At 39.1% G+C, this 14,708-nt stretch carries 14 protein-coding genes and 2 pseudogenes; 12 read left to right on the top strand and 4 right to left on the bottom strand.

What is annotated here, in order from left to right:
- Positions 1-16: 16 nt before the first annotated feature.
- The 10 genes and pseudogenes from msbA to L4F93_RS11940 form a co-directional block, all read left to right on the top strand.
- Entirely contained in the window at positions 17-1,765 is a 1,749-nt protein-coding gene (gene msbA, locus L4F93_RS11980) for a lipid A ABC transporter ATP-binding protein/permease MsbA (protein ID WP_250350447.1), read from the top strand.
- Positions 1,766-1,825: 60 nt separating this feature from the next.
- Entirely contained in the window at positions 1,826-2,836 is a 1,011-nt protein-coding gene (gene lpxK, locus L4F93_RS11975) for a tetraacyldisaccharide 4'-kinase (protein WP_250350446.1), read from the top strand.
- 66 nt (positions 2,837-2,902) lie between these two features.
- The gene (locus L4F93_RS11970; protein ID WP_250350445.1) at positions 2,903-3,097 is read left to right on the top strand and encodes a Trm112 family protein; all 195 of its coding nucleotides are present in this window, start codon (positions 2,903-2,905) and stop codon (positions 3,095-3,097) included.
- The gene (kdsB, locus tag L4F93_RS11965) at positions 3,097-3,870 is read left to right on the top strand and encodes a 3-deoxy-manno-octulosonate cytidylyltransferase (protein ID WP_250350444.1); all 774 of its coding nucleotides are present in this window, start codon (positions 3,097-3,099) and stop codon (positions 3,868-3,870) included. The genes L4F93_RS11970 and kdsB overlap by 1 nt, the downstream gene beginning before the upstream one ends.
- A gap of 37 nt (positions 3,871-3,907) precedes the next feature.
- A complete protein-coding gene (locus tag L4F93_RS11960) occupies positions 3,908-4,516 on the top strand; it encodes a YidB family protein (RefSeq protein ID WP_250350443.1) in 609 nt (202 codons plus the stop codon).
- A 47-nt stretch (positions 4,517-4,563) separates the two neighbouring features.
- Positions 4,564-6,396 (top strand): excinuclease ABC subunit UvrC, encoded by a 1,833-nt coding sequence (gene uvrC, locus L4F93_RS11955; RefSeq protein ID WP_250350442.1) that lies wholly within the window; start codon positions 4,564-4,566, stop codon positions 6,394-6,396.
- A 244-nt stretch (positions 6,397-6,640) separates the two neighbouring features.
- Positions 6,641-7,076 (top strand): annotated as a pseudogene (gene tnpA / locus L4F93_RS11950) (IS200/IS605 family transposase).
- A gap of 55 nt (positions 7,077-7,131) precedes the next feature.
- The gene (locus L4F93_RS11945) at positions 7,132-7,335 is read left to right on the top strand and encodes a recombinase family protein (protein WP_250350441.1); all 204 of its coding nucleotides are present in this window, start codon (positions 7,132-7,134) and stop codon (positions 7,333-7,335) included.
- Between the two features lie 18 nt (positions 7,336-7,353).
- Positions 7,354-7,482, top strand: coding sequence for a DUF1492 domain-containing protein (locus L4F93_RS12485; protein ID WP_442780713.1), 129 nt, complete (start codon positions 7,354-7,356; stop codon positions 7,480-7,482).
- A 90-nt stretch (positions 7,483-7,572) separates the two neighbouring features.
- Positions 7,573-8,105, top strand: a pseudogene (locus L4F93_RS11940) (TraI domain-containing protein); the annotation flags it as partial.
- Between the two features lie 19 nt (positions 8,106-8,124).
- Here L4F93_RS11940 and L4F93_RS11935 read toward each other — a convergent pair.
- The 3 genes from L4F93_RS11935 to L4F93_RS11925 all read right to left on the bottom strand — a co-directional run bounded on the left by L4F93_RS11935 (position 8,125) and on the right by L4F93_RS11925 (position 11,446).
- On the bottom strand, positions 8,125-8,763 hold the full coding sequence (locus tag L4F93_RS11935; protein ID WP_250350440.1) for an IS1595 family transposase: 639 nt from the start codon (positions 8,761-8,763) through the stop codon (positions 8,125-8,127).
- Positions 8,764-9,045: 282 nt separating this feature from the next.
- Entirely contained in the window at positions 9,046-10,419 is a 1,374-nt protein-coding gene (locus tag L4F93_RS11930) for a Do family serine endopeptidase (protein WP_250350439.1), read from the bottom strand.
- Positions 10,420-10,861: 442 nt separating this feature from the next.
- Entirely contained in the window at positions 10,862-11,446 is a 585-nt protein-coding gene (locus tag L4F93_RS11925; RefSeq protein WP_250350438.1) for an FMN-dependent NADH-azoreductase, read from the bottom strand.
- Between the two features lie 181 nt (positions 11,447-11,627).
- On the opposite strand from L4F93_RS11925, the gene sohB reads away from it, so the two are divergent.
- Entirely contained in the window at positions 11,628-12,686 is a 1,059-nt protein-coding gene (gene sohB, locus L4F93_RS11920; RefSeq protein WP_250350437.1) for a protease SohB, read from the top strand.
- A 187-nt stretch (positions 12,687-12,873) separates the two neighbouring features.
- Entirely contained in the window at positions 12,874-13,692 is an 819-nt protein-coding gene (locus L4F93_RS11915; protein WP_250350436.1) for an OmpA family protein, read from the top strand.
- Positions 13,693-13,769: 77 nt separating this feature from the next.
- Here L4F93_RS11915 and uspE read toward each other — a convergent pair whose 3' ends face one another.
- Positions 13,770-14,693: a universal stress protein UspE gene (uspE, locus tag L4F93_RS11910; RefSeq protein WP_250350435.1), complete on the bottom strand. Its 924-nt coding sequence runs from the start codon at positions 14,691-14,693 to the stop codon at positions 13,770-13,772.
- Positions 14,694-14,708: the final 15 nt, after the last annotated feature.

Below are 14,708 nucleotides of genomic sequence, written 5' to 3'. Positions count from 1 at the left end.
CGGAAATGAATAAATTATGCAAGATAAAGACTTAACTACGCTGCAAACGTTCAAACGCTTATGGCCAATTATTGCGCCTTTTAAAGCAGGGTTAATTGCTGCAGCTATTACCTTAGTATTCAATGCGTTAGCAGATGCTTCTCTTATTCAAATGCTTAAGCCTTTATTAGATGATGGCTTTGGTAAAGCCGATGTTGGCTTTTTACGTTTAATGGCCGTAGTTGTTGTACTATTGATTATTGTGCGAGGTGTAACAAGTTTTGTTTCAACCTATTGTTTAGGCTGGGTTTCAGGAAAAGTGGTGATGACAATTCGCCGCCGTTTATTTAAGCATTTAATGTATATGCCCGTTCCCTTTTTTGATCAAAATTCAGCAGGAAAATTACTTTCTCGTATTACTTACGATAGCGAACAAGTCGCCAATTCATCATCAGGTTCTTTAGTAACTATTGTGCGTGAAGGAGCGTATATTATCTCTTTGCTTTGCGTAATGATTTATACCAGTTGGCAACTTTCCTTAGTGCTTTTTGTAATAGGACCGATTATTGCGGTGCTAATTCGTATGGTATCGAAAAAATTCCGCGAGTTAGGTAAAAATATGCAAAACTCAATGGGAGAGCTGACTTCTTCGGCAGAACAAATGCTAAAAGGACACCGAGTAGTGCTTTCTTTCGGTGGACAAAAAATTGAAGAAGAACGCTTTAATAAAGTGAGTAATGATATGCGCCGTAAGGGAATGAAAGTGATGGTGGCAGATGCCATTTCTGATCCTGTGGTGCAAATTATTGCCTCTTTTGCCTTGTCAGCGGTGCTTTATTTGGCAACTGTACCAGAAATTATGAGCCAAAACCTCACGGCGGGGTCTTTTACGGTGGTGTTTTCTTCAATGCTTGCAATGATGCGACCGTTGAAATCTTTAACTAATGTAAACGCCCAGTTCCAACGTGGTATGGCGGCTTGTCAAACCTTGTTTGCTATTTTGGATATGGCAACTGAGAAAGATAACGGTACTTACCAAGTAGAAAAAGCGAAAGGAAATATTGCATTTAAAGACGTTACGTTTAGCTATTCAGGCAAAGAGCATCCCGCATTAAATCATATTTCCTTTGACATTCCACAAGGTAAAACCGTGGCATTAGTTGGGCGTTCAGGCTCCGGGAAATCTACAATTGCTAATTTAGTTACCCGTTTTTATGAGATTGAACAAGGGGAAATCACCCTTGATGGCGTCAATATTCAAGATTACACCCTGAGTAATTTGCGTGAAAATTGTGCGGTGGTCTCACAACAAGTACATTTATTTAATGACACTATTGCCAATAACATTGCCTATGCCGCAGCAGATAAATACAGTCGTGAAGATATTATTAAAGCCGCCAAAGCAGCACACGCGATGGAATTTATTGAAAAGTTAGAAAATGGTTTAGATACCGTCATTGGCGAAAATGGGGCAAGTTTATCGGGCGGGCAACGTCAGCGTTTGGCGATTGCTCGTGCCTTGTTGCGCAATTCTCCCGTGTTAATTTTAGATGAAGCAACATCAGCCCTTGATACGGAATCTGAACGAGCGATTCAAGCAGCCCTTGAAGAATTACAAAAAGAGCGTACCGTTTTAGTTATTGCGCACCGTTTATCTACCATTGAAAAAGCCGATGAAATTTTGGTGATTGAACACGGTGAAATTAAAGAACGTGGCACGCATCAAGCGTTGCTTGCGTTGAATGGTGCTTATAAGCAGTTACATCAAATGCAGTTTAATCATTAATTTTGTATTGATGGACGAATTTTCAGCGTACATCAATTTCCCCATTTTAATGAGGTGATAATGAATTTTTGGTATCAATCGGATCTTTTCGCAAAAGCACTAAAGTGGTTATTATCACCTTTCGCCTTGTTATTTTTGTTCATCATTAGATTACGATCTTGGTTATACCAGCGTGGAATTTTGTCTTCTTACAAAGCCCCCGTTCCCGTAGTGATTGTGGGGAATTTATCTGTTGGAGGGAATGGCAAAACCCCTGTGGTGATTTGGCTCGTGCAACAATTACAGCAACAAGGCATTCAAGTGGGGGTGATTTCACGCGGTTATGGGAGCAAAGCAAAAGGTTATCCCCGTTTAGTAACCAGTCAAGATGATCCTGTGGAAACAGGTGATGAGCCATTATTGATTGCTAAACGCACTAATGCCCCTGTGTGTATTTCACCAAATCGTCAGCAGGCGATAGCGCATTTACTTGCGCATTTTCCTTGCCAAGTGATTATTAGCGATGACGGCTTACAGCATTACAAATTACAACGAGATAAAGAAATCGTGGTGCTAGATGCTCTGCGTCAATTTGGTAATGGTTTTGTTTTGCCAGCAGGTGCGTTACGAGAGCCAATCAGTCGTTTAAAAAATGTTGATTGGATTATCAATAACGGCGCGCCAACGTCTTTTAGTCAAACTGTAATGACTTTAATACCGCACTTTGCGATTCATTTGCAAACAGGGGAAAAGCGCCTATTGCGTGATTTTGCAGAACAAGGTATTACCGCCATTGCTGGCATCGGCAATCCACAGCGTTTTTTCACAATGTTGCAAACCCTGTCGATGAACGTGGTAACAAGCCAAGCCTTTCAAGATCATCAAGCTTATCATTTAGCCTTATTTGAAAAATTTGATCAAAACCAACCGCTCTTTATGACAGAAAAAGATGCGGTCAAATGTCAAAATTTCGCGCAGCCAAATTGGTGGTATGTGCCTGTTGAAGCGGAGATTACTTCACCACAAAGTAAGCAATTTATAAGCGAATTAATTCAAGAGATAAAAACAAGAGAAAAAAAGACCGCACTTTAGCTTTATTTACCTGCGTTTGATGACAGGGTTAAGCATAACCTTCTGAAAAGCAGTGGAGAAATTTTAATGAACGAAAAACTACTCGACATTCTCGCTTGCCCCCTTTGTCAAGGGCGCTTGAAATATCAAAAAGAAAACGAACAGCTCATTTGCTCTTTTGAGCAAGTTGCGTACCCGATAGAACAGGGTATTCCCGTGTTACTTGCGGAACGAGCAATACCGTTACAACAAGAAAAAGCCCAACAACAAGGGGAAGAATAATGACAACATTTACCGTAATTATTCCTGCACGTTTTGCCTCAAGTCGCTTACCCGGCAAGCCCTTAGCGGATATCGCTGGTAAACCAATGATTGCTCACGTTTGGCAGCAAGCACAACAATCAGGTGCAAGCCGAGTCGTGGTGGCAACGGATAATCAAAATGTTGCAACTGCGGTGCAAGCCTTTGGTGGCGAAGTGTGTATGACTTCAACGAATCATAATTCAGGTACGGAACGCTTGGCGGAAGTGGTGGAAAAATTAGCCCTAGCAGATGATGAAATTGTGGTCAATATTCAAGGTGATGAGCCGTTAATTCCCCCAGTGATCGTGCAACAAGTCGCGGCTAACTTAGCCAATAATGCCGTGAATATGGCAACCCTTGCTGTCCCATTGAATGATGCTGAAGAATTATTTAACCCAAATGTGGTGAAAGCTGTAGCAGATAAATCAGGCAATGTCTTGTATTTTTCCCGTGCGCCAATTCCTTGGAATCGCGATCAATTTGCTGGGTTATCCGATGAACAAAAAACACAGCTTGTGCTACAAACCCCATATTTACGCCACATTGGCATTTATGCTTACCGTGCAGGATTTATTAAGCAATATGTGCAATGGCAACCTTCTGCGTTAGAACATATTGAATCTTTAGAGCAGTTACGGGTATTGTGGTATGGCGAAAAAATTCATATTGATTTAGCCAAAGAAGCACCAGCAGTCGGTGTAGATACACCGGAAGATTTAGAAAAAGTGCGGGCGATTTTAGGACATTATTAATTCCTCTTTCACTATTTATTCAAACTAAGGAAACAAGATGTTAGACAAAATGTTAGGTTCAGTTTTAGGTTCAGTATTAGGGAACAATTCAGCGCCACAAGGGCAAGGTAATGTGGTGAGTGACGTGTTGCAACAGTTATTACGTTCACAAGGTGGTGTACAAGGCATTTTTGCTAAGTTACAACAAGATGGCTTAGGTGGATTGCTAGATAGCTGGATCGGCACGGGTTCAAACCAAACGATGACAAGAAATGAAGTCAGCCAAACTTTCGGGCAGAATACTATTGAAGATATTGCTCAACAAACAGGTATTAGTACTAATCAAACAGAAGATATTATTTCTCAAGTACTACCAAGTTTAATTGATATGCTAACACCGAATGGGCGTCAAGGCGGGGTGTCGGCAGATAATTTAACTCAATCAATGCAGGCTCACAACGATAATCCGCAAGATGTGCTAGGTTCTGTGTTAGGTAGCATTTTTGGTGGTTCATCAACCCAAGGTGAAACAAATGGCTCAGCTTTAGGTGATTTGTTTAAGCAAATTTTAAACACACCAACACAAACAAGCCAAACACAAGAAGAAAGCTCAAATGATGAGTTAGCGAAAGACATCAATGCGATCCTAAATAATTTCTTTAAATAATTTTTAGGGCGGATTCATTCTGCCGTGCTTAATCATTCATAACCAAAATGACCTTTGATGCCAAAAAGTTTCTCGCTAACGTAACCCACGATCCCGGTGTTTATCGTATGTATGACGATAAAGATCAGGTGATTTATGTGGGCAAAGCCAAAGATTTAAAAAAACGCTTATCTAGTTATTTTCGTACTAATTTATCGAGTAAAAAGACGGAAGCCCTCGTTGCAGCCATTCATCGTATTGAAACGACTATCACTTCAAGCGAAACGGAAGCATTGCTGTTAGAACATAACTATATTAAAACCTATCAGCCACGCTATAACGTGCTATTGCGTGATGACAAATCTTATCCTTATATTTTGCTCACCAAAGAACGCCACCCAAGGATCACGGCGTATCGGGGAAGTAAAAAAATTCAAGGTGAATATTTTGGGCCTTATCCTAATGCGGGCGCCGTGCGTGAAACCCTTTCCTTATTGCAAAAGTTGTTCCCTGTGCGGCAATGTGAAAATTCGGTTTATCGCAACCGTTCGCGCCCTTGCTTGCAATATCAAATTGGGCGTTGTTCTGCACCCTGTGTTGCAGGCTATATTTCTGATGAAGATTATAACCAACAAGTGGATTTTGCTCGTCTTTTCTTACAAGGCAAAGATCAACAAGTGTTGGATCATCTTGTCGGCAAAATGGAGCAGGCAAGCCAAGCCCTAAATTTTGAAGATGCAGCACGCATACGAGATCAAATTCAAGCTGTGCGTGCCGTTATTGAAAAACAATTTGTCAGTAATGATCGCCTTGATGATATTGATATTATCGCCATTGCTTACCAACTTGGTATTGCTTGCGTACAAGTGTTGTTTATTCGACAAGGCAAAATTTTGGGCAACCGCAGTTATTTCCCGAAAGTGCCAGCCAATACGGATTTATCTGAACTCACCGCCACTTTCGTGGGGCAATTTTATTTGCAAGCACATCAAGGACGAACCGTGCCAAACACCATTATTGTGGATCATAAATTGGCAGAAAAAGCTCAATTAGAAACCTTGCTCGCTGAACAAGCTGGGCGTAAAGTGCAAATTCAAGACAGCGCCAAAGGGGATAAAAGTAAATATTTACAGCTTGCGCAAATGAATGCGAAAGCTGCATTGGTTACGCAACTAAAGCAATCCACGCTTATTCAAGAACGCTACCAAGCCTTGCAAGATTTACTTGGCATAGAAAAAATTCAGCGAATGGAATGTTTTGATATTAGTCATACGATGGGAGAACAAACCATAGCGTCTTGTGTGGTGTTTAATCAAGATGGACCGCTGAAATCCGATTACCGCCGTTTTAATATCACGGGCATTACTGGCGGTGATGATTATGCCGCGATGGAACAAGCCTTATTAAAACGTTATGATAAAGATCTGGAAAGCGAAAAAATTCCTGATGTGATCTTTATTGATGGCGGAAAAGGGCAGCTGAACCGTGCCTTGCAAGTGTTTGCACAACTCAAGGTAAAATGGGATAAAAAACGACCGCACTTGATTGGCGTGGCAAAAGGTGTGGATCGCCGTGCTGGCTTGGAAACCCTCATCATCAGCAAGCAAGATCGCGAAATCAATTTACCCCCAGATAGTCTTGCCTTACATTTAATTCAACATATTCGTGATGAAAGCCATAATCACGCGATTAGCGGACACCGTAAAAAACGTCAAAAAATCTTTACTCAAAGTGGCTTAGAAACCATTGAAGGGGTTGGGGCAAAACGCCGCCAAGCCTTGCTTAAATACCTTGGAGGAATGCAAGGTGTGAAAAAAGCCACCCTTGACGAAATCGCCTCCGTACCGGGGATCTCAAAATCCTTAGCAGAGAAAATCTTTGAGGCGATGAGGGGGGAATAGAGGTGCTAATTAGACATTATTTGAGTAAAATTTGAGAAAAAATACCGCACTTATATTTTTTTCTTGTAGAAACAAAAATAAGCAGCCAATAAAGACTGCTTTTTATTATAGCCAGCCAAAGGCTGGCTATAAAAACCATACGCTATGCGTATGGTGTTAAAGAGCTTAAGCGATGAAAAGAAAAATCCTCACTATATAATGAACGAAGCTGATAACCAAAATTCAACATATAGGAGGATATGTCATGACAAATAAAGCGAATGACGATTTAAGTTTATCACATACAAGGTGGAACCTGTAAGTATCACCTAGTATTTATACCTAAATACAGACGGAAAGCTATTTTCGGTAAGCTAAGAGCAGATATAGGGAGTATTTTAAGGCGTTTATGTGACTATAAAGGCGTAGAAATTGTAGAAGCTCATGCAATGAAAGATCATATCCATATGCTTGTAAAAATACCACCGAGATTAGTAGTTTCAAGTTTTATGGGATATTTGAAAGGAAAATCATCATTGATGATTTTTGAAAAGCATGCAAAGCTAAAATATAAATATGGCAATAGACACTTTTGGGCAAAAGGCTATTATGTAAGTACGGTGGGTTTAAATGCCAAGGTGGTAGAGGAATACGTAATCAAGAAAAAGAAGATATGGTACATTCCTACTTACACAAATTAATACAGATTTGATCATACAGTGTATCAATACATATGCTCCTTGGAGGGTATGTGAAATGCAACAAAGAAATATCAATTTGAAAAGCATTAAAGATTCAATTGATACTGGTTCAGCAATTGGTAAATTATTTTTTCATTTCAGTTCTGCAATAGCAGAGTTTGAGGTTGATATTCTTAGAGAAAGAACCCAAGCCGGTTTAGCTGCTGCTCGTGCAAGCGGACGATTAGGAGGAAAGCCAAAGTCTCTTAATGAGAACTAAAAGCAACAAGCCCTTGACTTGTATTACAGTAAAAAACATACCGTAAACAGCATATGTGAAACACTCAATATTTCTAAAGGAACATTTTATAATTATCTGAAGCAAGAAAGAGGCTTAAATGGTAAAACGATAAAGGAAAGCCCCTAAGGTCTTTTAAGGGTAACCTTTCCAAGGGGAAAGGTCTTACCCAAAAAGGCGAAAAGGCCTATTCTTCCACTACATCATTGAGATTATGTTATGCTAAAAATGTTCACTAAACTTTTAAAAAAACAGCCTTCACCATTATCTACATCAGAACCGGATAATGTCCATCTAGTCCAAGGCAAAGATGGTTGGATTTATCCTGGAAATGCCAATGAATTACTTAGTACTGATTTACGAAAAAATACCTTGGGTTACTTTGGCAGCAAGTTTCTATGGATAGAAAAATGTTTAATACACTTTATCAAAAGCCAATAGAAAATTACGCTGAGATTGTACAGTTATTACCAGCTTCAGAAGCTCATCATCACTCACATATAGGCGGTATGCTTGATCACGGTTTAGAAGTGATTACCTTCTCTGCTAAATTGCGTCAAAGCTACGTTCTACCGCCGAATGCCGCTCCAGAGGATCAATCAAAACAACGTGATGCTTGGACTGCAGCAGCTATTTATATTGCCCTAGTTCATGATATTGGGAAAGTTATTACAGATATTGAAATCATTCTAAAAGATGGTACACGATGGTTTGCATGGAATGGGATATCATCTCAATCTTATAAATTCAAATAGGGGCTGTCCTAGATAACTAGACCAAACTCCCTTTAACTAGTTGTTTTAAAATGAAAATTTGAGTTTTTATGTCACTGTAATTAAAACGCCATTCGCATTCCTTTAAATAAAGCTCAAAATGGGCTTTAGGAATGCCATTAAATTTGCGTAAATGGCGTTTTGCTTGGCTCCAAAAATTCTCAATTCCATTAATGTGGTTATGATTTTCAGCAAAATGTGTGCCGTGATTGATACGAAAATGGCTAAATTCACTCACATCAAGCACATCATAACTACGATAAGTAATACTATCAGGCTTTACTTTCTCTCGAATAATAGGTAACAAGGTGGCTGATTGAGTATTCGGAACCGCAACGGTATAAACCTTGCCATTGCGTTTAAGGAGCCCGAATACCGCGATTTTCCCTGCCGCGCCACGACCACATTTACCTGTGCGGGCACTACCAAAATAACTTTCATCGGCTTCAATTTCACCTTCAAACATTTCTAAGTGTAGGCTATTTTGATAGATGAGCAGGCGTAAACGATGAAAGTAGTATGCTGCTGTCATTTTGTTTACATTGACCAACTCCGCAGCAGTCCTTGCTGTAATCCCTGCGACAAATAGCTCAATGAGTTTATTTTGTTTATGCTGACTTAGACGACTTTTTCTCATTGGTTCATTCTAACCTAAATAGAGTTTTTAGTCGTTATCTAGGACAGCCCCTAAAAGTTTAACGATATGCTAAATATTTTAATCGGTTAGAATATAGAAGGGATAATTCTATTACCCTAATGCAGATAATTTTGTTAAATGAAGAAATAGATTTATAAGATAAACTCAGTCAAGAGGAAAATGATATTCACATGCTCGTCAAAGAGCATGTGAAACTTGAAATTTATTTGATAATAAAAATGGTATTGTGCATATAGTCTTTATATGTTCTCCTCATTTTCTTTATTGCACCAGCAAATAGAAATTTGTTTTACCACGCAAAATATTTAATGCGATAGTAGAAGGTTTATCTTTAAGTAATTTACGTAGTTGATCCAAGTTTTCAACTGGTGTGCGGTTTATACCAATAATCACATCTCCGTCTTTTAAGCCTAAGCGTTGAGCAAGTGATTTATCTTTAATTTTGCTAATTTCAACGCCTTTTTGTCCTTTTGCATTGTAGTTACTTAACTCGGCACCTTCTAATGCAGGAAGAAGGTTTGTTGCACTGGCTTTTACTTCTTCATCTGGTTGTAAGGTAACGGAAGTTGTATGGGATTTGCCATCGCGTAAATAGGTTAATTCAACGCTTTTACCTGCCCCTGTCGTGGCGATTTTTGCACGTAATTCGGCGAAGCTAGACAGTTTTTGCCCGTTAATGGCGGTAATTACATCGCCAGCTTGTAAGCCTGCTTTTTCTGCAGCAGAATCAGGTAACACTTCACTTATAAATGCCCCTTGTTGTGCATTAATTTTGAGTGCTTTGGCTAGCTCAGCATTGAGTTCAGCGCCTTTTATGCCTAATAATCCACGGCGAACTTCACCAAATTCAAGGATTTGTTTCACAAGGCTGTTTGCCATATTACTTGGAATGGCGAAAGCGATTCCGGCATTTCCTCCACTTGGTGAGATAATTGCTGTATTGATACCAATTAATTCACCATTAAGATTGAGTAATGGCCCTCCTGAATTGCCTTGGTTTACTGCAGCATCAGTTTGAATGTAATTTTCATAGCTACCTTTTTCTGAACCTGTTGAACGCCCAAGAGCAGAGACAATGCCTGAAGTCACCGTCTGTCCTAGACCAAAGGGATTTCCAACAGCCACAGTGTAATCGCCAACACGTAGTTTATCAGAGTCAGCCATTTTGATCTCAGTAAGGTTTTTCGGATCTTCTAGTTGAATTAAAGCAATATCTGAAAGCTCATCAGCCCCCACTAATTTTGCGTTAAATTCACGTCCATCTTGTAATTTCACCGTGATTTTATCTGCTTGATCAATCACGTGATTGTTCGTGAGTACATAACCTTTTTCGGCATTGATAATCACACCAGAACCAAGACCTTTGAAACTGCGCGGTGAGTTATTATTAAAAATTTCTGGCCCGAAGAAAAACTTGAACTCTTCAGGAATATCGTCATTTTGGAAACGGGTTTTTTGTTTTCCTTCCACTGCAATGGAAACGACGCTAGGTAGCACTTGCTCTAACATTGGGGCTAAAGTAGGTGTGCTAGAAAGCGTGCTTGGAGGGGGCAATGTTGCCATTGAGTTTACAGAGGTACCAAGCACGGTTAAGCCAAGAGCGATACTGGTTAATAAAAAATGTTTTCTTTTCACTTTATTTCTCCATTTCGTTACTAAGTGTCATTTTAAAATAAGAACAGATCTCCATTTTTAAAGGAGTTCACGCTATTTTCTTTCATTGCTGAAAGTATCTTTATTGTGTTGCTTAAGACAAAGAAAATAAAAAATTGTTCGTAAAAATTGTATGATTTTTGAGAAATTACAAAAAAAGAGGTAAATGAGTAGATATTTTTAACTTAGCCCTCATTTATACTATTTTTATCTTTTTATAAAAGATAAAGTGCGGTGTAAATTTTTGGTGATTTCTATATCACAGCTGATTAATAATACGAGCTATTAGATGAGAGAGGTAATTCGAGAATGCATAATGCAGTTATCGCTTGTTATTAATGTATTCAATCAATATTAGCCTTGATTGGATTGGTGCTAAAAGAAAAAGAGCTAGGAAAGCCTGCTCTTTTTTCTTTAAAAGACATTAAATTAATGTATCCACTTTTGCTTTTGCTTGTTCTTGCGATTTAGCGGCGACTTCTGCCCCCGATCCTACGCCTTCTACATAAACAAATTCCACATCATTAATGCCGATAAAACCAAGGAATGTTTTCAAATAGGGGGTGATAACATCTGTGACCTGCCCTTGGTGTACGCCGCCGAAAGAGGCTAATACAATGGCTTTTTTCCCTTTTACTAAGCCTTCAGGGCCATTTTCGGTATATTGGAAAGTGACACGTGGGCGGGCAATGAAATCAATGTAACTTTTTAATTGGGTTGGAATATTAAAGTTGTACATTGGTGCATTGATAATAAGGGTATCAGCATCTTTTAATTCTGCGACCAATTCATCTGAAAGTGCCAGTAATGCTTTATCTTGGTCGGTTTTTGGTTCGCCACGCAAGGCATTGGCAGCAATACCATCAAAATGTGGCAATGGGTTCGCGCCTAAATCACGCTCAACCACTTCGGTGCCAGCAGGTAATTTTGAAACAAGGTAGTCAGCAAGCTGATTCGTTTGTGAGTAATCGCCAAGAATACTTGATTTTAAAACAAGAACTTTCGACATAAGAAATCCTTAAATTGTGCTTATTATAAAGTGCGGTCATTATAAAGGGAATTTTTGCTAGAACAATGGGATAAAAGGAAAAAGATTTTTTCTTAATCGTAAATAATCAGCGAGAAATTGCACTTTGTCAGAAATGCTTTATGATCGCATTTTGATTTTTATTTAACAACAAGGACAGATTATGTGGTCAGAATTAGCAATGGGCTATGGCTTATTTATTTTAGAAATTCTTACGGTGTTATTGGTTATTACTGGCATTGTCGCGATGATTATGGCGTTTAAACAGAAAAAATCTCATCAAGCAGGGGAGTTGGTCATCACCGATTTATCGCAAGAATATGAAGAAAATGCCAAGCGTTTGGCGGAGTTTCATCTTTCTGAAGAAGCGTTAAAACAAGTAGAAAAAGCACGTAAAAAAGAGGATAAACAAAAAGCAAAAGCAGAAAAAGAAAAGCGTAAAAAAGGTGAAAATCCAGAAAATGAACGCAAGCCCCATTTATTTGTGTTGAACTTTAAAGGGGATATTTCTGCTTCAGAAACCACCGCACTTCGCGAGGAAGTGAGTGCTATTATCGCCGTAGCAAAACCGGAAGATGAGGTATTATTGCGTTTGGAAAGCCCCGGTGGTGTGGTTCACGGTTATGGGCTTGCGGCTTCCCAGTTAGCACGCTTAAAACAGCACCAGATTAAATTAACCGTGGCAGTGGATAAAGTAGCAGCCAGTGGAGGCTATATGATGGCGTGCGTAGCGGATAAAATTATTGCCGCACCTTTCGCTATTATTGGTTCAGTAGGGGTGGTGGCACAGGTGCCGAATATTCATCGTTTACTGAAAAAACACGATGTGGATGTGGACGTGATGACTGCGGGAGAATATAAACGTACAGTCACTTTACTTGGCGAAAATACGGAAAAAGGGAAAGAAAAATTCCAGCAAGAATTAGAAGAAACTCATCAATTATTTAAACAATTTGTTGCACAGCATCGTCCACAGGTTGATATTGAGCAGGTAGCCACTGGAGAGCATTGGTTTGGGCAGCAAGCGTTAGGATTAAACTTAGTTGATGAAATTGCCACCAGCGATGATGTGATCCTACGAGCGATTAAAGATAAATTTGTCGTTTCGGTGAAATACGCAATGAAAAAATCCCTTGTACAGAAATTAGGGAAACAAGCGGAAGAAAGTGCAGATAATGTGCTATTGGGGTGGTTAAAACGTAATGAGCGTACCCTATACTAAGGAAGAAGCGCCAAAAAACTCGATCTTTACATTATTTGACAAAAAACTTGTTGGATTTCGTTTAGTAAAGCGTTTTGTTAATTTACTTTATTAGCAATTCGCTTTACTATATAACGCCGAACAAAAATGCCATTTGAGCATTCCGTTCATTTTAAGTAATGATTTTATTCAGTGTTAAGGTAAAAATATGAAATTATCACATCTTTTATTCTCAGCTGTTGCTGCAACGACATTAACAGCATGCGGAAACTTAAGCAAGGTTACTGATGAAGGTACATCAGATAACCTAGTTTGGCCGAAAATTGAGGATTCTAAATTTAACCACGATGGTAGTCAATACGGCTCTTGGCCTAATTGGGACAATGTTCGAATGATTGAGAGAGGTATGAATAAAGATCAAATTTATAACTTAATCGATCGTCCACATTTTGCAGAAGGTTTATTTGGTGTTCGTGAGTGGGATTATGTGTTTAATTACCGTGAAAATGGTGAGCATAAAATCTGTCAATATAAAATTTTATTCGATAAGGATATGAACGCACAAAGCTTCTTTTGGTATCCAAATGGATGTAATGGAAGTTTATCTTTTAGTCTAAAAGGCGACTTCTTATTTGACTTTAACAAGGATACACTTTCACCAAAAGGAATAGAGGTTGTTGATAATGTAGCTAAACAACTAAAAGAAGCACAAGCTAAAGATGTTAAAGTTTCTGGTCATACTGACCGCTTGGGTTCTGTAGCCTATAACTTAAAGCTTTCACAACGTCGGGCTGATAGAGTTAAAGCTAGGTTAATTCAGCAGGGAGTAACAGCGCATATTGAAGCAATTGGTTATGGAAAAGCATATCAAGTGAAAGCTTGTGATAACGTAACGGGTCAAGCATTAAAAGACTGCTTACGAGAAAATCGTCGTGTAGAAATTTCTTCGTCAGGAAAATTAGTAAAACAGCAAGAAAATTCAACGCAGGGTGGGCCTATTGGTCCAGCACCGCTTTATGCAAAATAATCCACTGTTTTAGCTGTTGAAATGAAAAAAAGCTGATCTCAATATTGAGGCCAGCTTTTTTATATGCTCATTTGGGGCTATTTGTCATTCGGTTTAATTGCCAATAAATTACAATTTAATTTGCTGATAACGTGTTCTGCGGTGTTTCCAAGAAAAGCCGCAGAAAGCCCGGTTCTACCGATTGTGCCTAGCACCACCATTTCCGCCCCTAATTCTTTCGCCACTTCAGGGATAATATCTTCTGGGAAACCTTCTCTAACGTGGGTGTGATCTTCATCAATATTGAAATGTTGGCGTAGGGCTTTCATATTGAGCAAGTATTGTCCGCGAATACTATTACTGTAATCAGCCGCGCTAAATTCAGGTAAATCGATTGCCATATTGATTGGTGTTGGTGGATAAGCGGTAACAAGGTGTACATTTCCGCGTTCTAAGCTATCGGCTAAATCAATACCTAGTGTTACTAATTCATTATTCAGTAAGCTATGATGCTCTTCGTCATCAGACACATTGACCGCAACTAAAATACGGCGTTGATGTTTCCAATCGCCGTCTTTTACGATCATTATTGGTGCGGGGCATTTACGTAATAACTGCCAATCCATCGGGGTAAAAATAAGTGATGTAATGCTTTCTTCTTCCTGTGTATATTTCACAACAAGATCGTAGTGATTTTTTTCCACTTCTTCCGCAATGGCTTCCGCTTCATTACTATGCCAAACAACCTTTGAATAAAACTCAATATTTGGATCGGCGTATTTTTCTAAATAAGGCTTAATGACTTTTTGGCGTTGTTCAATAACACCTTGGTGCATATTTTCACGTTCTTCTGAAGAAAGCAGCGCGGACATTTCGTAAGATAAATCATAAACCGTCATAAACGTGGTAATGTTTACTCTATTTTCACTTTTTTGTTCTTTGACTAAACGCACCGCGCGAGCAAGGGCATATTGCTTTTCATTTTCAGGATTTAACACAACCAAGATATTTTTAAATTTCATAACAACCTCCAAATG

The sequence above is a fragment of the Avibacterium sp. 20-132 genome, assembly GCF_023611925.1.
GTDB lineage: Bacteria > Pseudomonadota > Gammaproteobacteria > Enterobacterales > Pasteurellaceae > Avibacterium.
The sequence above is the reverse complement of the archived record's forward strand: the minus strand, read 5'-3'. Positions and strand labels throughout refer to the sequence as shown.